We start from the raw sequence: 18,051 nt of genomic DNA, 5'->3' as shown, positions 1-18,051 counted from the left end.
GTTTCAGACGGGCCAGGTCGCCGCGACCATGGCCATTGTCTCGGCCCGGTCCGGCGCGCCCAGCCGGCCGCCGAAGCGCTGGCATTTGAGCGCGGCCGCCGCGCTGGCAAAGCGCAACGCCTGCTCGATCGCCATGGTTTCCGCCAACGCGACAGCAAAGGCGCCGTGGAAGACGTCGCCGGCGGCAAGCGTGTCGACCGCCTTGATCTTCGGCGCCGCGATGTGGCGCACGCATCCGGCGGACCGGTCATGCCACCAGCTTCCCGAGGCGCCGCCGGTCACCGCCACGAAGGCGTCGGTGCGGCTGGCGAGGTCGGCACAGGCGGTTTCGGGGTCCAGCGCATGGCCGCAGACGATGCGTGCCGCCGTCTCCGAAGCGACGATGTGCGATGCCAGCGGCAGCAGGCGCTCCAGCACCTCCAGCGGCGCCGTGTCGGCGTCGAGGATTGCCGGGCAACCGGCGTCGCGCGCGGCGGTCAAGGCAAGAGCAGCGGCGCCCGGCCAGCGCACATCGACCAGCACGGCATCGAAGCCGGAAAGATCGGCGACAGGCACCGCCTCGGGGTCGGCCTGCGCCTTTGGGTCGTAGAAGGGCACGATGATGCGCTCGCCATGAGCGTCGACCAGGATCGCGGCCAGCGCCGAGCGGGCGCCTTCGACGCGGCGGACAAAGTCGCAATCGACGCCCTCGGCCTCGATGCCGGCCAGCAATTGGTCGCCGACGGCATCGTCACCTGCACTTGCCCACAGGAACACCTCGGCGCCGAGACGGCGGGCGGCGCAGGCAGCACTTGTCGCCATGCCCGAGGCGATCTGGACGCCGTCCGAGGCGATGAACTTGCCCTGATGCGTGGGCAGGGTTTCGACGCGCAGGATGGTATCCAGCGTCAGCGCGCCAACGCTCAGCAGTTTCACCGGTCGGTTCATGCGTCGGCTTGCTCGAGCATGATCTCTCCCCAAAAGCCGTTGCCGCTCTTTGCGATCATGCTCTGTCTCTTTGTTTTAACGCAATTCCGGACGGAAAACTGCTCACACTTTTCCTGGAATTGCTCTAATCGAGCGGCTTGATCTTGCCCAGCGGAATGAAGCCGAGCGAGACCTTGCCCTTCACCACCTTGAGCGGCATCGACGGTTCGTTGCCGAGCAGCGCCAGACCGGCAAAGCCTTGCTCGATCTGGCTCTTCTGCTCGGGGATTGCGGTGGCGAGGATTGCCGCCACGGCTTTGGGATCCTGCAGCTTGATCGTCAGGTCGGCATTGACCTGGCCGTTGGCGTCGACCGACACCGGGCCGGAGACGGTGATGCGCGCGGTTCCCGACGAGAGATCGAGCTTGTGGATGCCGACCGCCTGGCCGCGCAGGCTCCTGGCCTGCGTCTTCATCAGCGCGACGCCGTTCTTCAGCGTCGCGTCGCCGCTGCCGTCGAGCGGCGGCAGCACGCGCCCGCCGATCGCGTCGGCGTCGATCTCAAGATCGGTGAAGCTTCCGGTATAGCCAAGGTCCTGACCGTCCGGCCGCAACTCGCCCGCCGCCGTTCCGGCGCTGAATAGTGAAACCGGGTCGGTGTCGTCGGCCGGATCGGTCTGGCCGGACAAGCTCTCGGCCTGCAGCGAAATGCTGCGTGGCAAGGGCCAGGAGAGCTTGGCATTGGCCTGCAGATTGTCCCAATCGATCCATAGCGGCGCCATCCCCGGCACCGAGGTGCGCAGCGGCCCACGCAACTCGGCGGCAGGCGACAAAGGCCGGATGAGCTCTGCAACGAAGTTGAAGCTGCCTGCCGAGGCGGCAACGTTCCTGGCGTCGTCCTCGTAAGCCAGATTGTCACAGGAGATGGCAAAACTCAGGGGGTAGCCGCTGACGGTGAGGTTGGCGCAGCCGGCCTCGATGCCTTTGTCCTTGAGCGAGGCTACCGCTTTGTCGGCTTCGCTGCTGACGCGACCGGCGACATAGAACCAGACCGCGCTGTAGACGCCGAACAGCATAACGACCAAGGCAGCGAGCCACATCAGCCGGCGGCGAAACTTCGACGGACGCTCGTCACTTGACGTCATGCTGCGGCTTTCATTAACGCGGGCGTGTTGCGGGTGGACTGTGGCTTACGCAACAAGCAAAAAGAACAGAAGAGCACCGATTCCGATGCGGCGGCGTCACTCTCGTGCAATCAGGCTTGGCGATATGGGCGATTTTTGGGTTTTTGGCTACGGCTCGCTGATCTGGCGACCGGGATTCGCGCATGTCGAGACCCGCCGCGCGCGGCTTTACGGCTACCGCCGGTCGCTCTGCGTCTATTCCTTCGTGCATCGCGGCACGCGTCAGCGGCCGGGCCTGGTGCTCGGCCTCGACCGTGGCGGCTCCTGCATCGGGCTGGCCTTTCGCGTGCCCGGCGAGCTGCGCGATGAGGTGCTGACCTATCTGCGCGAGCGCGAATTGGTGACCAGCGTCTACCTCGAGCGTGTGCTCGATATCAGCCTCGACGGGAATGGGGCGGCCGCGGGAGAGAGAGTGAAAGCGGTCGCCTATATCGTCGACCGCCAGCATGAGCAGTATGCCGGCGGGCTCGACCCCGCGCATGCGGCAGGTGTTATCCGTGGCGCCGTCGGCCAGTCCGGAAACAACGAGGACTATGTGCTCAACACGCTGCAGCATCTCGCGGCGCTGGGTATCAGCGACCACTGGCTGGAAGAGGTGGCGAAGCGGATCGCCACGTGAGCCAGTAGACCACGGCGAGCCTGCAGGCGAAGCTCTTGCGCCTTTGTGAAGCGCTGGCCCGCTGGAAAAATTGGCTGAGGCCTTTGACCTCGGCGCGGCGAGACCTAGCTTAGCTGCGGCCCGGAGCATTCGGGTCGCCCGCCGCCAGCCCACGGAGCCCCGTCTTGCAAAAACGCCGTCTCGGTCAAACCGACCTTTCCATCGCGCCGCTGGTCCTGGGCGGCAATGTCTTCGGCTGGACCGCGGACGAGAAGACCTCCTTCGACCTGCTCGACCGGTTCGGCGACGCCGGCCTCAACGCTATCGATACGGCCGATGCCTATTCGCGCTGGGTGCCCGGCCACGCGGGCGGCGAGTCCGAGACCATCATCGGCAAATGGATGAAAAGCCGCGGCAACCGTGACAAGATCATCGTCATCACCAAAGTCGGCTCGGATATGGGACAAGGCAAGAAGGATCTGTCCGCTGCCCATATCGAAAGGGCAGTCGAGGCGTCGCTCAAGCGATTGCAGACCGACGTGATCGACCTTTATCTCTCGCATTGGCCGGACCCGACAACCCCTTATGAGGAGACGCTCGGCGCCTACCAGAAGCTGCTCGCTGCCGGCAAGGTCCGCCATATCGGCGCCTCGAATCTTGACGCCGGCCAGCTGCGCGCCGCGCTCGATGTTGCCAGCCTGCGCGGGCTGCCGCGCTACAGCGTGCTGCAGCCGGAATACAATCTCTACGACCGCTCATCCTTCGACGGGCCGCTGCATGATCTGTGCGTGGCCGAGGATATCGGCGTCATCACCTATTTCAGCCTCGCCAAGGGGTTTTTGAGCGGCAAATACCGTAGCGAGGCCGATCTCGGCAAAAGTGAACGCGGCGGCGGCGTGAAGGCTTATCTCAATGCGCGCGGCATGCGCATTCTGGCCGCACTCGACACTGTGGCGGCGCGCCATTCGGCCAAGCAGGCGGAAGTAGCACTCTCTTGGGTGATGGCGCAGCCCGGCATCACCGCGCCGATCGCCAGCGCCACGACGCTGGACCAGGTCGACAGCCTGGTGCGCGCCGCATCGCTGAAGCTCAGCGCGGAGGATCTCGTGGCGCTGGACAAGGCCAGCGCCTAGCCGCGCAGGTTCGGCACGATCGTTCAAGACGACGGCTGTCCGCCTTGCCACACTGTTCTCCATTATTGTGGAGAAGAGGCAGCATGGCCGCAGACATTCTTTCGCAGGCGCAGCCCTGGCAGCAATTGCTGGCGCTGGTGCTGGCGGCAACCGTCGTCATGGGCAGTCCTGGCCCGGCGACGATCAGCGTCACGGCGATAGGGGCCGCCTTCGGCCTGCACAATTCGCTTCACTACACATCGGGGATCATTTTAGGCACGGTCGCGGTGCTGCTGGTGGTGGCCACCGGCATCAAGGCTATCCTCACCTCGATGCCGGGCGTAGCGCCAGTGCTGGCGGTCGCTTCCGCCGCCTATATTCTCTACCTCGCTTACAGAATAGCGACAGCGCCGCCGCTGGCCGCGCGTGACAGCAGCGCGGTTCTGCCGACCTTCCTCGGCGGCTTCCTGCTCGCCGTTGCCAACCCGAAAGCCTATGTGGCGATTGCTGCGGTCCTTGCTGGCTCCGCGACCGCAGCCGGCGCCGATGCTCTCGGCATCCCGGCCAGGCTGGCGGTTCTCACCCTGATGATCGTAGCCATCCATGTGCTGTGGCTGCTGGCCGGCGCGGCCTTCGCCCGCACCCTGCGCCAGCCGCTGACGTCGCGGATCATCAATCTGGCCTTCGCGGCGACGCTGGTGCTGACCACGGCGCTGGCGGCGTGGCCTTGAGCCGGCCCGCAGAAGAGATCAAGCTTTGGTCTTTTTTGTTTTGGCGCGATTCAGGACGGAAAAAACCGCTCACACTTTTCCTGGAATTGTTTTGGCGGCCGCGGCGAGTTCGGCCAGCCGCTTGACCGCCGTCGGCGGCATTTGCGGCGGGTTAGGAGCCTGCGATGCCTCGATCAGCAGCTGGTCGCAGGCGACTTCCGTATCGCCGATCAGCCGGTCCATGAATTCGTCCTTGCCGAGCCCGGGCGGAATCGGCGGCAGGAAGCGGGCCTTGATGGTGCCGGGAAAGCGCAAGAATTTGCGGCGAGGCCAATAGAGGCCGGCGACATGGGCGACCGGTACCACCGGGACGCCAAGCTGCGTATAGAGCTCGACAATGCCGTATTTGTAAGCCGGCTCGTCGCCTGGCGCTCGGCGCGTGCCTTCGGGGTAGATAATCAGCTGGCGCGGATTGCGCCCCATCTCCTGCTTTGTCGATGCAACGACCTGCTTCAACGCCTTGGAGCGGCTGCCGCGGTGAACCGGGATCATCCGCATCTTCAGGATGTACCAGCCGAAGAAGGGGATCCAGGTCAGCTCGCGCTTCAGGATATAAAGCGGATCGTGGAGGAAGGGAAAGAAAGCGATCGCGTCCCAAAACGACTGGTGTTTCGGCGCCAGGATGAAAGAGCCCTCCGGCAGGTTCTCGACGCCGGTGATGTCGCTCCTGGTGCCGGCGATCTTGTCGTAGAGCCACAGGCTGGTGCGCGACCAGAATTTCGGCACGAACCAGGCGCGATGGCGTGGCGAGAGGAAGTAGTAAGGGGTCCAGAGGACCATCTGGACGATCAGATTGACATAGAAGACGAAGTTGAACGCCAGCGAGCGGATATAGAGCATGCGGGGAAGGGCCCGTTGAGGAGGTGTGCGTTGGTTACACCAAGCGCGGGCAAAAAGGAAACGCCGCAATGGCCTGACATAGGCCGGCTCGCCACTGACTCAAAGCCAGTCTCAACTCACCACGTCGCCTGCAATAGCCGCTGCTTCAGCCGCGGAGCGGCGAAATCGAGGAACGCCCTGAGTTTCACCGCCAGCAGGCCTTGGCCGGCATGGACGAGGCTCACCGGCCACGGCTGCGGCTCGAAGGGTCGCAAGACCGGGACGAGCACGCCGGAACGTACTGCGTCCGCGATCTGGTAGGAGAGCACCCGCGTCATCCCGGCGCCTGCAATCGCGGCATCGATTGCAGCTTCCGCCGTGTTGACGCGCAGCCGTGAGTGGATCGGCACGATCAGTTCGCCCTTGTCGCCGGCAAAGCTCCAGCTGGCGAGCGCTGCAGGCCCTTCGAAACTGATGCATTCATGCGCGGCCAGATCGTCCGGCGTCCGCGGCATGCCATGCGCGGCGATATAGGCGGGGCTGGCGCACACGACGCGACGGATCGCGCCGACGCGGATGGCAATGAGGCTCGAAGGCGCAAGCTCGCCGATGCGGATGGCAAGGTCGAGATGTTCCTCCGCCAGTTGGGTTATCCGGTCAGCCAGCGTCAGGCGAATGTTGACTTGAGGATAAGCCGCCAGGAATTCGGTGACGACAGGCAGCACGTGCAAGCGACCAAAGACGACCGGCGCGGTGATGAACAGGTCGCCAGTCGGCGTGCTGTATTCGCCGGCAGCGGTGCGTTCGGCTTCGCCGACCTCGCCGAGGATGCGGCGGCAGGCGGCGAGATAGGCTTGGCCGGCATCGGTCAGCGTGAGCTGCCGGGTCGAACGGTTCAGCAGGCGCGCCTGAAGGTGCTTTTCGAGGTCGGAAACCTTGCGGCTGACCGTTGCCAGTGGAATGCCGAAATGGCGGCCGGCAGCGGAAAGGCTGCCCGCTTCCACCGCGGCGACGAACAGCGACATGGCTTCGAGACGATCCATAGTGTCTTCCGGAAATTGGAAGGATAGCTTGCAACTATGCCATCTACATCCAAAACATGGAAGGACCTACCTCTTCGTACAATGGCCGTGTTTCGGCCTCGCGGAGGCTTCCATGAATGCTCATACTTTCACCAGCGATGTCGCCTTCACGCCGACGATCAAGGCGATCCAGACCCGCAAAGGTTCGCGCAAGGGCTATGCCAGCGCCGAGGAGCGCGGCGGATGGCGCGCCCATATCACGCCCGACCTCGCCGACTTCATCGCGGCGCAGACCAGCGTCTTCCTGTCGACGGCCAATGGCGAGGGTCAGCCCTATATCCAGCATCGCGGCGGGCCAGCCGGCTTCCTCAAGGTGCTGGACGAAAAGACCATCGGCTTTGCCGATTTCTCCGGGAACAGGCAGTTCATCACGCAAGGGAATCTCGCCGACAACAACCAGGCATTCCTGTTCCTGATCGACTATGCGCATCGCCAGCGCGTCAAGATCTGGGGCACGGCGCGCGTCGTCGAGGACGATGCCGAGCTTCTGGCAAGGCTGATGCCGCAGGACTACAAGGCGCGCCCCGAGCAGGTCATCTTGTTCACCGTCTCGGCCTGGGATGCCAATTGCCCGCAACACATTCCGCAGCGATTCGAGGCCGCCGATGTCGCGGCCGCACTCGCCGAACGCGACAAGCGGATTGAAAGCCTCGAACAGGAGATTGCGCGGCTGCGTGGCGCGGAAGACGGCACGGCCAAGGGGTAATCGAGCGCCGTCAGAGTCGTCTGTCTGGACGCAATTCCCAAGGGAAAGCGTACGTGCTTTTCCCGGGAAAACCGCTACACACTTTTCCTGGAATTGCTTTAGTCCTTGGCGGTCGAAACCTCGGCCAGTGCGACGCTGTCGGCAGTCTGGCGGACCGGGACGACGCCGCGCGCAAGCGCCAGCAGGTATTTGCTGTATTCGGTCAGAAGCACGCGTAGCGCTTCTGGCTTGGTCAGCCAGTCGCCATTGTCCAGATTGGTGTTGACCACCGGATAGGGTTCAAGCCTGGCGCCATGCAGCAGGCGGCCCATCTCGAGCAGGCTGCGCGGCATGTGGTAATTGTTGGTGACGAGGATGACGCTGCCATAGGCGTGGCTCTCCACCCATTTAGCGCTTTCCTCGGCATTGCCGATCGTGTCGAGCGCGGCGCGGTCGATGTCGACACAGCAGGAAAACAGCGCCTTGTCGCCGCCGGTAGCAGCCTGCAATTGGCGGCGGCTGGCAGAGGGATGCACGCCTGAGATCAGCAGCCGCTCGCCCTTGCCGGAGGCAAGCAGATCGAGTGCTGCGTCGAGGCGGGCCTGACCGCCGGTCAAGACGATGATCGCATCGGCCTTGGCCGGGTTGGTCGGGGTCGTCATGTGGCTGACCTTGCTGGCGAACCAGCCGAAGCCACCGGCAAACAGGGCCACCAGCAGCAGTAGACAGAGGGAGGCGAGACGCAGGGCGGTGCGCAAACGGCCCAGCCCGGTGCGCACACGCGAACGCACCACTGGCATCTGTCCAGCCGTTCCGGTCGACTCCCGCGCGTTCATCGTCCTATGGTTAATCCTGAAATGCCTTTTTGGTAAGGAAAAAAGCGCACATTGCGTTACGTCGGTTTTCGATCCGTGATCGTCCCTTCCATTCCTGTCCTTGCCCCCGAACTGTTTTCGCTTCTGCCCTCACGGTTCACCCCGCATCCGGCTGGCGGACATCGATGTCGCTGAGATAGGCGACGACTGTGGCGTGCGAGGTCGCCGCCGTCAGTCCGCCGATCACCAGCACCATCAGGCCGACACCGAGATAGCCTGCCGATCCGATGGCGAAATTGCCGAACAAAGCAGTGGCCTGGTCGGCCTGCGGCGTTGCCATGTTGCGCGACGACCACCAGGAAAAGACGATGAAAACCAGGATCGCGGCTGCGCCGCCGGCGGCCGCGCCCTTCATCCCGGTGACCAGGAAATGCCAGCGGAATTCGCGCGCGATGAAGCGCGCCTCGGCGCCGACGAAATGCAGCACTTCGATGATATGGCCGTTACCCGCCATAGCGCCGCGCGTCGCAAACACTACGGTCAGCACCGTCGCCGACAGCATCAGGACCAGCACGGCGATGCCGATGGTGACCGTGGTGCGGGCCATGGCGACCAGCCGGTCGACCCATGTACGGTGATCGTCGAGCGAAGCACTCGGCAGCTTGGGCGTGAGCGCCGCACGGATGGCGCTAAAGTCGGGCGGACTGGTCTCGTCGATGGTGACGATGATCAGGCGCGGCACCGGCAATTCGTCGATATTCAGGCCCGAGCCCAGCCATGGCTCCAACAGACGCGCGGTGGCGTCGCGATCGATGATCCGGGTTTCCTTCACGCCGGGGAATTCGCCGACGATCTGCGAGGCCTGGGCAAGGGCTGCCTCCATGTCGAGGCCGTCGACCGGTTTGATCTGAATCGTCGCCTCGCGCGAGATCTGGTTTTCCCAGACCGAGGCAGTGTCGCGCACCAGCGTGACGGCGCCGAAAGTCAGGCAGGACAGGAAGGTCATGATGGCGATCACCAGCACCAAGGCGCGGCCGGCAATATTCTGCGCCGGCACGATCGGCGCCATGCGGCGCTGGACGCGCTGCGTCGTCGTCGCCGGTTCGGCGGCGTCTTCATGCAGCTGTTCGGCCGATACTTCAGTCATAAATATCCAGCCTTCCGCCGGCCAGGATCATGCGGCGCGCGTCGACCTGTTCCATCAGGCCGAGATCGTGAGTGGCGATCACCACCGCGGTGCCGAGCCGGTTGAGCTCGATGAACAGCCTGAGCAGCCGGCGTGCCAGTGGCGGGTCGACATTGCCGGTCGGCTCGTCGGCAAGCAGGATTTCGGGCTGTTCGATCAAGGCCCGGGCGATTGCCGCGCGCTGCTTTTCGCCACCCGAAAGGACCGGCGGCAGCACATGCATGCGCTCGCCCAGGCCAACCCATTTCAAAAGTTCGGTGACGTCGGTGCGGTAGCTCGCTTCCTCGCGGCCGCGCACGCGCAGCGGCAGAGCGACGTTCTCATAGGTGGTCATGTGGTCGAGCAGGCGGAAATCCTGGAACACCACGCCGATGCGGCGCCTGAGATGCGGCAGTTCAGCGCGCGAGATGCGCGAGCGGTCCTTGCCGAAGATGGTGATCAGCCCGCGTGTCGGCTTCAGCGACATGAACAGAAGGCGCAGCAGCGTCGTCTTGCCGGCGCCGGAGGGCCCGCTCAGGAACTGGAAGGAGCTCTCCGGAATGTGCAGGGAGATGTCGCGGAGGATTTCCGGACCCATGCCATAGCGGAGGCCGACATTTTCGAAGCGGATCACGTGCGACGACCTGAGGGCGGCGGCGTGCCAGCCCTTTCTGTCCGACGACCATCGGCCGCCATGGTTAACCCTCGGTTAATTTTCGCTGTTTTTGAGTGCGTCACAAGGGTTCCGGTGGGGAAGCGTTAACCATTTCCATTTACGCAAAAGAAACGAACAGGCAACAGCGGGGCCATGATGGCTGAGCAACGAACCGCGCGCCCGGTTTCCGGCGAAATCATGACCGGGACAAGTGTCGCACCGGAATCGCGTCCTGTGGCGACCGACATCGTCGATGCGGATTATGAGGTGCTGCCGCAGCCGATCCCAAGGGTAGAAGCCATGCCGACGCCGGCGCGCGACATCGCGACGCCGTCGATGGAAGGCATGGAGATGCTGCGCAAATCAGATGCGTCAGCCGGGCGGCCGGCATCGCGTGGCGGGCCGATCTTCTGGATTGCCGGCATCGGTGCGGCGCTTGCCGCCTTCTGGGTCTCGGGTGGCCACGCGCTGGTGCGCCAGACGCCGTTCTGGTCAGTCGAACAGCCGGAGGGCGCCGTACTCAGCATTGCCGGCGTCACGTCGCGTGTCGACGCCTCGGGACCCACCCCGGTGCTGTTCGTGGACGGCGAGGCCGTCAATGACGGTTTGAAGGCGGGACAATTGCCTTCGCTGGAGATACGTGTCACCGGCAATGACAGCCGCATCACCCGCTATACTCTGGGGACATCCAACCGTTCTCTGGCGCCCGGCGAAAGATTCGGCTTTTCCAGCCGCCTCGATGTGCCTAGAAACGGCGTCAAGGCCGTGGCGGTCACCTTCGCCGGCTAGTCGGTTTCTCTGGAAAGGTTGTTGATGCCAGTTGTGCGCGGCAAGGACATCGAGGTCCTGTTTTCGGCGTCCGCGATCGCGCGGCGCAATCTCGAACTCGCCAAGGAGATCGCCGAGCACGACTATCACGACCTGCTGGTGATTTCGGTGCTGAAGGGCTCGTTCATCTTCGCCGCCGATTTGATCCGCGCCATGCACGATGTCGGGCTGTCGCCGGAGGTCGAGTTCATCTTCATTTCCAGCTATGGCGCCGGCACCACCAGCGGCGAGGTGAGGGTGCTGCGCGACATCGACAATGAGGTCGCCGGCCGCGACGTGCTGCTGATCGACGATATCCTGGAATCCGGCAAGACGCTGTCCTTCACCCGCAACCTGATGCTGTCGCGGGGCGCCAAAAGCTGCGCCATCGCGGTGCTGTTGGACAAGCGCATGCGCCGCCAGACGGAGCTGAACGCCGACTATGTCGGCTTCGACTGTCCCGATTACTTCGTCGTCGGCTACGGCATGGACGTCGCCCACGCTTTTCGCGAACTGCCGTTTGTCGGTGTCGTCAAAGGCGATGCCTGAGAAAAGGCCCCCGACGCTTCAAATTTTCAGAAAAAGTCAACTTTTGCCCGCCAAATTCCGGCCCATGGCAAAGCTTCTGATCGTCGAGGACGATGAGTCCGTCCGCACCCTCGCCGCCCGCGCGCTCGAACGCGCCGGGCACTCGATCGATATCGCCGCCGACGGCGCGCAGGGGCTGGCGATGGTCAGTGCTGCAGGCGGCGGTTACGACCTCGTCGTCTCCGATATCCGCATGCCGGAAATGGATGGCATCGAGATGGCGATCGCCGCAGCCAGGCTTTTCCCTGACATGAAGATCCTGCTGATGACCGGCTATGCCGACCAGCGCGAGCGCGCCGAGGAATTGAACGGCATCATTATCGACGTCGTGCAAAAGCCTTTCACGCTGGCCGAAATCCGCTCGCGGGTCGACCAGGCGCTCGCCTGCTTCGCCTGACACGCTTCAGGCGGCATCCTGAGACGCGGCGAGGACAGGCGCAGCGCTCCTGCGCCGCTCGGTGTCTAGCGCCAGCAGCCCGGCGCCGATGATCAGCGCCGCACCGATGGCGGTGGTCGAGCGCGGCACCTCGTTGAAGAACAGGAAGCCCCACAACGGCGACCAGATGATCCCTGTGTATTCGAAGGTGGCGACGCGGTTGGCTGGCGCCAGCCGATAGGCCTGCGACAGAAGGATCATGCCCGCGGAAGCGACGAAGCCGCAGGCGGCCATCTTGAGGAAATCCGGTGTCGTCGGCCAGACCCACGGCCGCACCAGGAATTCGAGGCTCGGATGGACCGCGTGGGTTATGCCGGCAAGCCAGAACGTGCCGGCAACCATAGCGGCCCCGACCAGATAGGCGCCGTTCTGGTAGAAGGCCATGACGGTGGAGGATTCTGTGTCGCCGATCTTGCGCGCCATCAGCTGCGAAAAGCCGTAGAGCAGCGCCGAGCCCAGCGACAACAGGGCCGCCCAGTCGAACAGGCCTGCGCCCGGGCGCAGCATCACGACCACGCCCAGCATGCCGATCAGCACGGTGGCCAGCGCCTGCCATGACACACGCTCGCCGAGATAGGGCCCGGCCATCGCCATGATGAACAGCGGCGCCATGAAGTAGAGCGCCACCGCATCGGCCAGCGGCAGAGCGGCGATCGCCAGATAGTAGACGGTATAGGAGCTGAACTGGATGAAGGCGCGGATCGTCAGCAGGCCAAACCGCTTCGAGGCGATGGCCCGCAGGCCGACGTCGGCGCGAACGAGAAAGATCAGGATCGGCAAAGCGACGATCGAGCGGATCCACATCACCTCGGTCACGGGATAGCCGGCCGACACCGCCTTGACCAGCGGGTCCTGGAGCGAGAACACCAGCACGCCAAGGCAGAGGCTGATGATGCCGAGAACGATCCGGTTACGCATGTTGTTCTGCCGGCCCTTGCCTTAACTGCCCGCAGCCGCCCGGCCATGGGGTAAAAAGAACCCGCCACCGTTTCGGGCAGCGGGTATGAGTGAGGACTCTTTGATTGGTCCGCAGCCGATTTCGCGGCGGCATATCCAATGGGCGAGCGGACTATGCTGCGGCGTTTGACATGTTGCAAACGAATTGGAATGATACCAGCGATCAAATTTGCTTATGACGGATTCGATGCGGCCGACTCTCGACAGCGATCTCCTGCGCACCTTCGTCGCCATTGCCGAAGCGGGCAATTTCACCCGGGCGGCGGAGCAGGCCGGGCGCACCCAGTCGGCGGTGTCGATGCAGATGAAGAAGCTCGAGGAGCTGGTCGGCGACAGCCTGTTCGAACGCGGCTCGCGCGGCGTGGCGCTGACGCGCCGTGGCGGCGAGCTGATCGTCAATGCCCGCCGCATCGTCTCGCTGCTCGACGAGACGGCGGCATCGATGGCGGCGGCACCTCTTGGCGGGCCGGTGCGCATCGGCATTCCCGAGGAATATGGTCACGCCATCCTGTCGCGCGCGCTCGGCGCCTTCTCGAAGCGTCACACCAAGGTCGAGGTCACCGTGCGCTATGCACATTCGGGCGCCCAGCTGGCAGCGTTGGCGGCCGGTGAACTCGACCTCGCCGTGGTGTTCGAATGGCAGGATCCTTCCGGCGGCGAGGTGCTGATGCACGATCCGACCGTGTGGGTGACATCGAGCCTGCATCACATGCATGAGGAGCGGCCGGTGCCGATCGCGCTCTACAACCGGGCCGGCTGGTGCAAGGACTTTGCCATCAAATCGCTGGAGCAGCGTGGGCTGGCTTACCGTGTCGCCTATACCAGCGACACCACCGGCGGCCTGAAGCTCGCCGTCACCTCTGGCCTGGCGATCGCGCCGATCTCGCACAGCAATATTCCGGATGGCTGTCGTGAACTCACCGCCGCTGACGGGTTCGGCCATATCGATTCCTCGAATGTGGTGATGCACCGCAGCCCAAATGCCTCAGGCGAAGCTATCGACGGCATGCAGGAGGCGATCCGCGAGGCGTTCGTCAACCGGCCGGCTTAGACTGTTGCATCCTCGTAGAAATGCAGCCGATTGCCGAAGGGGTCGCCGACCGACACTTCACGGGTCTGCCACGACGTGGTTTCGAGGCCCGGCCGGGCGTAGCGGTATCTCTTGCCGATCAGTTCGCGGTGCAATGCCGCGATGTCCTCGACCTTGATGCGCATGGCTATACCCGGCGCGCCGTCGCCATGATGTTCGCTCAGATGCAGGACACAGCCGTCGCGGATTACACCCATGTAGAGCGGCGCATTGTCGTCGAAGCGGTGCTCGAACTCGACCTTGAAGCCGAGAAAGTCGACATAGAATTCGCGTGCCTTGGCGATGTCGAAGATGCGCAGGATGGGCGTGACGGCACCGAGTTTCGGCATGGCGCTGATACCATTCAGTTCGACGGATGTTGCCTTGGAGGCTACTTCAGCTCCAGCAGCCGCTCGAGGTAGCTGCGCTCGATGTCGGGGCTGAGCGCGTTGCCGAGCCGCTTGCGAATCGCCTCGAGAATCTGGCGGGCGCGCTGCACGTCGATCTCGTCGGGCACCTTCACCGAATCGCCGAAATCGGGTCCGCGGCTGGCGCGCGGTCGGCCCAGCGGATCGCGGCCGGCGTCCTGTTGGCGGCCGCCTTCCTGGCTGCCGCCCTGGTCCCCCTGCATCGCCTGCAGCTGCTTCATCATCTCCTTGGCGCCCTTGCGCAGCGCTTCCAGCGCGCGACCCTGGTGGCCGACTGCCTGGTCGCCTTCGCCTTCGCCAAGCGACTTTTCGGCATTGCCCATGGATTTGCCAGCGTCGCCAAACCCCTCATTGGGTTGCATGCCCATGCCTTCCAGGCCCTTCTTCAGCTTGTCGAGTTCGCTCTGCAACTGGCCCTGGCCTTCCTGCAACTGCTTCATCGCATCGGCGAATTCCTGCGGTGTCATCGACTTCGGCCGGGCGAGAGGATCGCGATCCTTGCCGACGCCCGGCTGGTCCGGGTCGTCGCCATTGCCTTCGCCGGGCTGCTGATTATCTCCGCGCTGCATCTGGTCCATGCGGTAGGTGTCGTTCATCATCTCCTGCTGGCGGCGCATGATCTCGCCCAGCTTGTCCATCTGCTGGCGCATCTCGCTGTCCTGCTGCTGACGGCCGGCCTGCAGGTTGTTCATCATGTTTTCCAGCTGCGACAGCAGCTCCTGCGCCTTGTCGCGGTCGCCCGACTTCGCCAGGTTCTCGATCTGGTCCATCATGCGGTCGATATCACTGTGACGCAGCTCGCGACCATTCTGCTGCACCTGCGGCGCGTTCGGGTTCTGCTTGGCGCGCTCGGCGAATTCCTGCAGGAATTCGTTCATCGCCTCGCGCAGTTCCTTCATCGCCTTTTCGATCTCTTCGTCGCTGGCGCCGCGCTTGATGGCGTCCTGCAGCGCCTGCTGGGCCTGGCGGAGCCGCTTTTCGGCGGACGAGAGATTGCCTTCCTCGATGCCGAGCGCGATTTCCCAGAGATAGGCAACCTCGTTGCGCAACTGATCGTCGCTGTCCGACATCTTCAGCCGGCTGCGGGCGCTCATGATGGCGAGGTAATGCGACATGTTGTCGAACGTGTCCTCGGGCCGCAACGTGATGGCGTCCATCAGGTCGAGCACGCGCGGCTTGGCATTGGCGTCGAGCGCCAGCAGGCGGCGCTGCTCGACCACCGCCCGCGCCAGCGGGTTGGCGAAGGGCCGCTCCGGCATCACAATAGTCTTGGTTTCGCTGGTCGCGGTGTGTCCGGCATCGTCGGTGGCCACAAGCGACAGCTTGATGCTGGCGCCGGCCCAGACGTGCTCGGTGAGGTCCTTGGTGGTCTTGGCGGCGTTCGCCTTGCCGCCGCGGCGCGGCAGCGCCAGCGGCAGGTCAGGCGGACCGTAGAGCGGATGCGCATCGGGCGCCGCCGGATCGGCCAGCGCGAAAACCGCCTTGGCGGTGGCCGCGCCATAGTCGTCGTCGATCTGGTAGTTGAGCTCGAAGGCGCCGTTGACGGCGCGCTTGGGCTCGCCGACGAAGCGGATCGTCGGCGGCTTGTCGGGGATCACCGCGAAGGCCCAGCGACCGAGATCGGCTTCGCCCGACTTCAGCGTCAGCGTGCCGTCGGCGGTCAGCTTGCCGGTGAACTGGCGCAGCTTGGGGGTCGCGGGGTTGACCGCCGCTGCCTTGACGGCCGCCACCTGTGGTCCCGACGGGTCGATGGCGCGAGCATTGCCGCCCTTGTCGGCAAAGCTTAGCGTTTCCTCGCCGGAGCCGCCGGTCACGCGCAGCGAGACGTCGCTGCCTTGCGGCACGGTGAAGGTGGCAACCGCCTGCTTGGCGTTGCCATCGATGACTGGCGCGGTCAAGAAGATGGGCGGCTTGCCGGTATAGGCCGGCGGGGTCACCCAGGCATCGACGCGCGGCGGTACGATGTCGCGCGCCGCATGGGCACTGAAACCATCGGACAGCCTGCCGCCGGACGGTCCGAAGGAGAAGGCAAAAGCGGTGACCAACAGCAGCGCCGCCACGGCACGCAATGCCCACGGATCGCGCTCCGGCACGCGGGTACGCGGCAGGTCGGCGCCAAGGCTGCCGAGCTTGTCGGCCATGCGCTTTTGGTGCTCGCGCCACAACGCCTGGGAAAAGATGCTTTCCTTGCCGCTGGGACGGTCGGTCTGCACCAGCACCGGGCTGTGCTGCAACTGGTTGGCCGCCTCGATACGGCGGTCGATTTCGGCGGCGGATGGAAGCTTGAAGAAACGCAGCGGATAGAGCGCCGCCAGCGTGGCAATACCGAACGCAGTGACCAGGATAATGCGCGCAATGTCAGGCAGCCGGGGGAAAAGGCCGAGCCAGGAGAGGCTGAGAAACAGGCTGGCGATGATGAGCAGCGGCAGAAGCAGCGGCCAGCCGCGCTCGACCGTCATCGAGACCCGTGTCGCCAGCCGGCTCAGGGCAAGCCGCCCGGCCAGGCTGCGATCGCCACTGGAAATGGGGCGTTCCGTCATCGGCCCTTCCTGCCCGGGCGGGATAGCCCGGACTCAACAAGCAGAAGTTTACCAGCAAACACGGCAAAGGCGAGGCGGTTCCGGAAAACTTGAAAAGCTTTGACGGGTTTGCGTCCCACTTCAGTCGAAGCAAGGTTTAGAATTTCGCCGGATCGGTATTCGAGCCGCAGACAAGGACGGCGATCCGCTCGCCCGGCGCCGGCGTGTAGCGGCCGGACAGCAGCGCTGCGAAGGCCGCTGCGCCGCCCGGCTCGGCGATGATCCGCACCCGCTCCCACAGCGCCTTTTGCGCGGCGATGATGGCGCCGTCGGTGACCAGGATGGAGCGTTCGACGAAGGCCTCGGCGATCGGGAACATCATCTCGCCGACGCGTTTGGGCGCCAGCGAATCGGCGGCGACGCCTTCGGCCGGCGCATCGACGGGGTGGCCGGCTTCGAAGGCGCGATGCAGCGTCGGCGCGCCTTCGGGCTCGATGGCGATGATCCTGATGCGGCCGGCAAACCAGGCGGCGATGCCGCCGATCAGGCCGCCGCCGCCGACAGCGACCAGCAGCGTGTCGATGTCGGGCAGATCGTTTTCGATTTCGAGGCCGAGCGTGCCTTGGCCGACCAATGTTTCCTCCTGGTTGAAGGCATGGATCTGCAGCGCGCCGGTCTTTTCGGCAAAAGCCTCGCTGGCGGCCAGCGCCTCGGCATAGCGGGCGCCGCCGACGATCAGTTCGGCGCCGTAGCCGCGGATGCGCTGCAGCTTGGCCGCCGGGCTGACTTCGGGAACGAAGATCGTCGCCTTGTGGCCAAGCCGCATGGCGGCATAGGCGACCGCGGCGCCATGATTGCCGCCCGATGCGGCGACGACGCCGGCCGCAGGCACCGGCCGTTCGAGCAGATTGGTGAAGGCGCCGCGCGCTTTGAACGAACCGGAATGCTGCAGGCATTCGAGCTTGAGGTCGACCGCCAGCGGCGGCCGGTCGAAATCGGCCATGTCGACGCGCAGCACCGGCGTGTGCCTGATATAGCGGCGGATGCGCGGTTCCATCGCGGCAATGCGTTCGCGCGTGACGGTGTTGCCGTTCGTCATGACCATCTCCTTGGGATTGACAGCAATTAGTAACTTGGCAAAATGGCTAAATGCAAGAGGTTGATGTCTTCAAGGCGATCGCCAACGAACGCAGGCTGCAGATCCTCGACTGGCTGAAGGATCCGCAGGCGCATTTCCCGGCCCAGGCAGACGGCGATCTGGTCGAGGACGGCGTTTGCGCGCTGCTGATCGCGGAGAAGCTCGGCATTACGCAGGCGACGCTCTCCGAACATATGCGCGTGCTTACCCAGGCCGGCCTGCTGCGCCCCAAGCGCATCAAGCAATGGACGTTCTACCGCCGCGACGAGGACAGGATCGCCGACACAAGGATGCTCATCCAGAACCGGCTGTAGCGCAG

At 64.5% G+C, this 18,051-nt stretch carries 20 protein-coding genes; 9 read left to right on the top strand and 11 right to left on the bottom strand.

Annotated features, from left to right (window positions below; translation table 11 throughout):
- Positions 1–3 precede the first annotated feature (3 nt).
- Together NLY36_RS11910 and NLY36_RS11905 are read right to left on the bottom strand one after the other, a co-directional pair.
- Entirely contained in the window at positions 4–927 is a 924-nt protein-coding gene (locus NLY36_RS11910) for a sugar kinase (protein WP_023735195.1), read from the bottom strand.
- Between the two features lie 124 nt (positions 928–1,051).
- Positions 1,052–2,050, bottom strand: a complete 999-nt coding sequence (locus NLY36_RS11905) for a DUF2125 domain-containing protein (RefSeq protein WP_023735194.1) — start codon at positions 2,048–2,050, stop codon at positions 1,052–1,054.
- A 124-nt stretch (positions 2,051–2,174) separates the two neighbouring features.
- Between NLY36_RS11905 and NLY36_RS11900 the strand changes: the two genes are divergently transcribed.
- The 3 genes from NLY36_RS11900 (at position 2,175) to NLY36_RS11890 (ending at position 4,530) form a co-directional block, all read left to right on the top strand.
- A complete protein-coding gene (locus NLY36_RS11900) occupies positions 2,175–2,708 on the top strand; it encodes a gamma-glutamylcyclotransferase (protein ID WP_023735193.1) in 534 nt (177 codons plus the stop codon).
- Positions 2,709–2,872: 164 nt separating this feature from the next.
- Positions 2,873–3,820: an aldo/keto reductase gene (locus NLY36_RS11895; protein WP_023735192.1), complete on the top strand. Its 948-nt coding sequence runs from the start codon at positions 2,873–2,875 to the stop codon at positions 3,818–3,820.
- A gap of 83 nt (positions 3,821–3,903) precedes the next feature.
- Positions 3,904–4,530, top strand: coding sequence for a LysE family translocator (locus NLY36_RS11890; protein WP_023735191.1), 627 nt, complete (start codon positions 3,904–3,906; stop codon positions 4,528–4,530).
- A gap of 69 nt (positions 4,531–4,599) precedes the next feature.
- On the opposite strand, the gene NLY36_RS11885 is transcribed toward NLY36_RS11890, so the two are convergent.
- Positions 4,600–5,409: a lysophospholipid acyltransferase family protein gene (locus tag NLY36_RS11885; RefSeq protein ID WP_023704323.1), complete on the bottom strand. Its 810-nt coding sequence runs from the start codon at positions 5,407–5,409 to the stop codon at positions 4,600–4,602.
- A 116-nt stretch (positions 5,410–5,525) separates the two neighbouring features.
- Complete coding sequence (locus tag NLY36_RS11880; protein WP_023685345.1) at positions 5,526–6,431, bottom strand: LysR family transcriptional regulator; 906 nt, start codon at positions 6,429–6,431, stop codon at positions 5,526–5,528.
- Positions 6,432–6,543: 112 nt separating this feature from the next.
- On the opposite strand from NLY36_RS11880, the gene NLY36_RS11875 reads away from it, so the two are divergent.
- Positions 6,544–7,176 (top strand): pyridoxamine 5'-phosphate oxidase family protein, encoded by a 633-nt coding sequence (locus NLY36_RS11875; RefSeq protein WP_023735190.1) that lies wholly within the window; start codon positions 6,544–6,546, stop codon positions 7,174–7,176.
- A gap of 98 nt (positions 7,177–7,274) precedes the next feature.
- On the opposite strand, the gene NLY36_RS11870 is transcribed toward NLY36_RS11875, so the two are convergent.
- From NLY36_RS11870 to ftsE, 3 genes are all read right to left on the bottom strand, one after another.
- Positions 7,275–7,955, bottom strand: coding sequence for a YdcF family protein (locus NLY36_RS11870; RefSeq protein ID WP_245260186.1), 681 nt, complete (start codon positions 7,953–7,955; stop codon positions 7,275–7,277).
- A gap of 172 nt (positions 7,956–8,127) precedes the next feature.
- A complete protein-coding gene (locus NLY36_RS11865) occupies positions 8,128–9,117 on the bottom strand; it encodes a cell division protein FtsX (RefSeq protein WP_023701396.1) in 990 nt (329 codons plus the stop codon).
- Positions 9,110–9,769, bottom strand: a complete 660-nt coding sequence (gene ftsE, locus NLY36_RS11860) for a cell division ATP-binding protein FtsE (RefSeq protein ID WP_023685344.1) — start codon at positions 9,767–9,769, stop codon at positions 9,110–9,112. Before ftsE ends, NLY36_RS11865 begins: the two co-directional genes overlap by 8 nt.
- Positions 9,770–9,943: 174 nt before the next feature.
- On the opposite strand from ftsE, the gene NLY36_RS11855 reads away from it, so the two are divergent.
- From NLY36_RS11855 to NLY36_RS11845, 3 genes are all read left to right on the top strand, one after another.
- A complete protein-coding gene (locus tag NLY36_RS11855) occupies positions 9,944–10,579 on the top strand; it encodes a hypothetical protein (RefSeq protein ID WP_023735188.1) in 636 nt (211 codons plus the stop codon).
- Positions 10,580–10,603: 24 nt separating this feature from the next.
- Positions 10,604–11,146, top strand: a complete 543-nt coding sequence (gene hpt, locus NLY36_RS11850) for a hypoxanthine phosphoribosyltransferase (protein ID WP_023673315.1) — start codon at positions 10,604–10,606, stop codon at positions 11,144–11,146.
- A gap of 64 nt (positions 11,147–11,210) precedes the next feature.
- Positions 11,211–11,582, top strand: a complete 372-nt coding sequence (locus NLY36_RS11845; protein ID WP_023673316.1) for a response regulator — start codon at positions 11,211–11,213, stop codon at positions 11,580–11,582.
- 6 nt (positions 11,583–11,588) lie between these two features.
- Here NLY36_RS11845 and NLY36_RS11840 read toward each other — a convergent pair whose 3' ends face one another.
- Complete coding sequence (locus tag NLY36_RS11840) at positions 11,589–12,539, bottom strand: DMT family transporter (protein WP_023735187.1); 951 nt, start codon at positions 12,537–12,539, stop codon at positions 11,589–11,591.
- Between the two features lie 226 nt (positions 12,540–12,765).
- On the opposite strand from NLY36_RS11840, the gene NLY36_RS11835 reads away from it, so the two are divergent.
- A complete protein-coding gene (locus tag NLY36_RS11835) occupies positions 12,766–13,629 on the top strand; it encodes a LysR family transcriptional regulator (RefSeq protein ID WP_023701399.1) in 864 nt (287 codons plus the stop codon).
- On the opposite strand, the gene NLY36_RS11830 is transcribed toward NLY36_RS11835, so the two are convergent.
- The 3 genes from NLY36_RS11830 to NLY36_RS11820 form a co-directional block, all read right to left on the bottom strand.
- Positions 13,626–13,997: a glyoxalase superfamily protein gene (locus tag NLY36_RS11830; RefSeq protein ID WP_023735186.1), complete on the bottom strand. Its 372-nt coding sequence runs from the start codon at positions 13,995–13,997 to the stop codon at positions 13,626–13,628. The two genes, NLY36_RS11835 and NLY36_RS11830, sit on opposite strands and share 4 nt — an antisense overlap.
- A 41-nt stretch (positions 13,998–14,038) precedes the next feature.
- The gene (locus tag NLY36_RS11825; protein WP_023735185.1) at positions 14,039–16,615 is read right to left on the bottom strand and encodes a TIGR02302 family protein; all 2,577 of its coding nucleotides are present in this window, start codon (positions 16,613–16,615) and stop codon (positions 14,039–14,041) included.
- A gap of 136 nt (positions 16,616–16,751) precedes the next feature.
- Positions 16,752–17,693 (bottom strand): threonine/serine dehydratase, encoded by a 942-nt coding sequence (locus tag NLY36_RS11820; protein ID WP_023735184.1) that lies wholly within the window; start codon positions 17,691–17,693, stop codon positions 16,752–16,754.
- 50 nt (positions 17,694–17,743) lie between these two features.
- Between NLY36_RS11820 and NLY36_RS11815 the strand changes: the two genes are divergently transcribed.
- A complete protein-coding gene (locus NLY36_RS11815) occupies positions 17,744–18,046 on the top strand; it encodes an ArsR/SmtB family transcription factor (protein WP_023694025.1) in 303 nt (100 codons plus the stop codon).
- The last annotated feature ends 5 nt before the right edge of the window (positions 18,047–18,051 follow it).

Source organism: Mesorhizobium sp. C399B (genome assembly GCF_030323185.1).
Classification (GTDB): domain Bacteria; phylum Pseudomonadota; class Alphaproteobacteria; order Rhizobiales; family Rhizobiaceae; genus Mesorhizobium.
The sequence above is the reverse complement of the archived record's forward strand: the minus strand, read 5'-3'. Positions and strand labels throughout refer to the sequence as shown.

Excerpts from the sequence above, each read along its gene's own strand:
- NLY36_RS11885 (WP_023704323.1), bottom strand. The coding sequence starts at position 5,409 with ATGCTCTATATCCGCTCGCTGGCGTTCAACTTCGTCTTCTATGTCAAT.
- NLY36_RS11880 (WP_023685345.1), bottom strand. The coding sequence starts at position 6,431 with ATGGATCGTCTCGAAGCCATGTCGCTGTTCGTCGCCGCGGTGGAAGCG.
- NLY36_RS11905 (WP_023735194.1), bottom strand. The coding sequence starts at position 2,050 with ATGACGTCAAGTGACGAGCGTCCGTCGAAGTTTCGCCGCCGGCTGATG.
- NLY36_RS11870 (WP_245260186.1), bottom strand. The coding sequence starts at position 7,955 with ATGCCAGTGGTGCGTTCGCGTGTGCGCACCGGGCTGGGCCGTTTGCGC.
- NLY36_RS11840 (WP_023735187.1), bottom strand. The coding sequence starts at position 12,539 with ATGCGTAACCGGATCGTTCTCGGCATCATCAGCCTCTGCCTTGGCGTG.
- NLY36_RS11820 (WP_023735184.1), bottom strand. The coding sequence starts at position 17,693 with ATGACGAACGGCAACACCGTCACGCGCGAACGCATTGCCGCGATGGAA.
- NLY36_RS11845 (WP_023673316.1), top strand. The coding sequence starts at position 11,211 with ATGGCAAAGCTTCTGATCGTCGAGGACGATGAGTCCGTCCGCACCCTC.
- NLY36_RS11815 (WP_023694025.1), top strand. The coding sequence starts at position 17,744 with ATGCAAGAGGTTGATGTCTTCAAGGCGATCGCCAACGAACGCAGGCTG.
- NLY36_RS11910 (WP_023735195.1), bottom strand. The coding sequence starts at position 927 with ATGAACCGACCGGTGAAACTGCTGAGCGTTGGCGCGCTGACGCTGGAT.
- NLY36_RS11890 (WP_023735191.1), top strand. The coding sequence starts at position 3,904 with ATGGCCGCAGACATTCTTTCGCAGGCGCAGCCCTGGCAGCAATTGCTG.
- NLY36_RS11855 (WP_023735188.1), top strand. The coding sequence starts at position 9,944 with ATGATGGCTGAGCAACGAACCGCGCGCCCGGTTTCCGGCGAAATCATG.
- NLY36_RS11830 (WP_023735186.1), bottom strand. The coding sequence starts at position 13,997 with ATGCCGAAACTCGGTGCCGTCACGCCCATCCTGCGCATCTTCGACATC.
- NLY36_RS11865 (WP_023701396.1), bottom strand. The coding sequence starts at position 9,117 with ATGACTGAAGTATCGGCCGAACAGCTGCATGAAGACGCCGCCGAACCG.
- NLY36_RS11900 (WP_023735193.1), top strand. The coding sequence starts at position 2,175 with ATGGGCGATTTTTGGGTTTTTGGCTACGGCTCGCTGATCTGGCGACCG.
- NLY36_RS11825 (WP_023735185.1), bottom strand. The coding sequence starts at position 16,615 with ATGACGGAACGCCCCATTTCCAGTGGCGATCGCAGCCTGGCCGGGCGG.
- NLY36_RS11875 (WP_023735190.1), top strand. The coding sequence starts at position 6,544 with ATGAATGCTCATACTTTCACCAGCGATGTCGCCTTCACGCCGACGATC.
- hpt (WP_023673315.1), top strand. The coding sequence starts at position 10,604 with ATGCCAGTTGTGCGCGGCAAGGACATCGAGGTCCTGTTTTCGGCGTCC.
- NLY36_RS11835 (WP_023701399.1), top strand. The coding sequence starts at position 12,766 with ATGCGGCCGACTCTCGACAGCGATCTCCTGCGCACCTTCGTCGCCATT.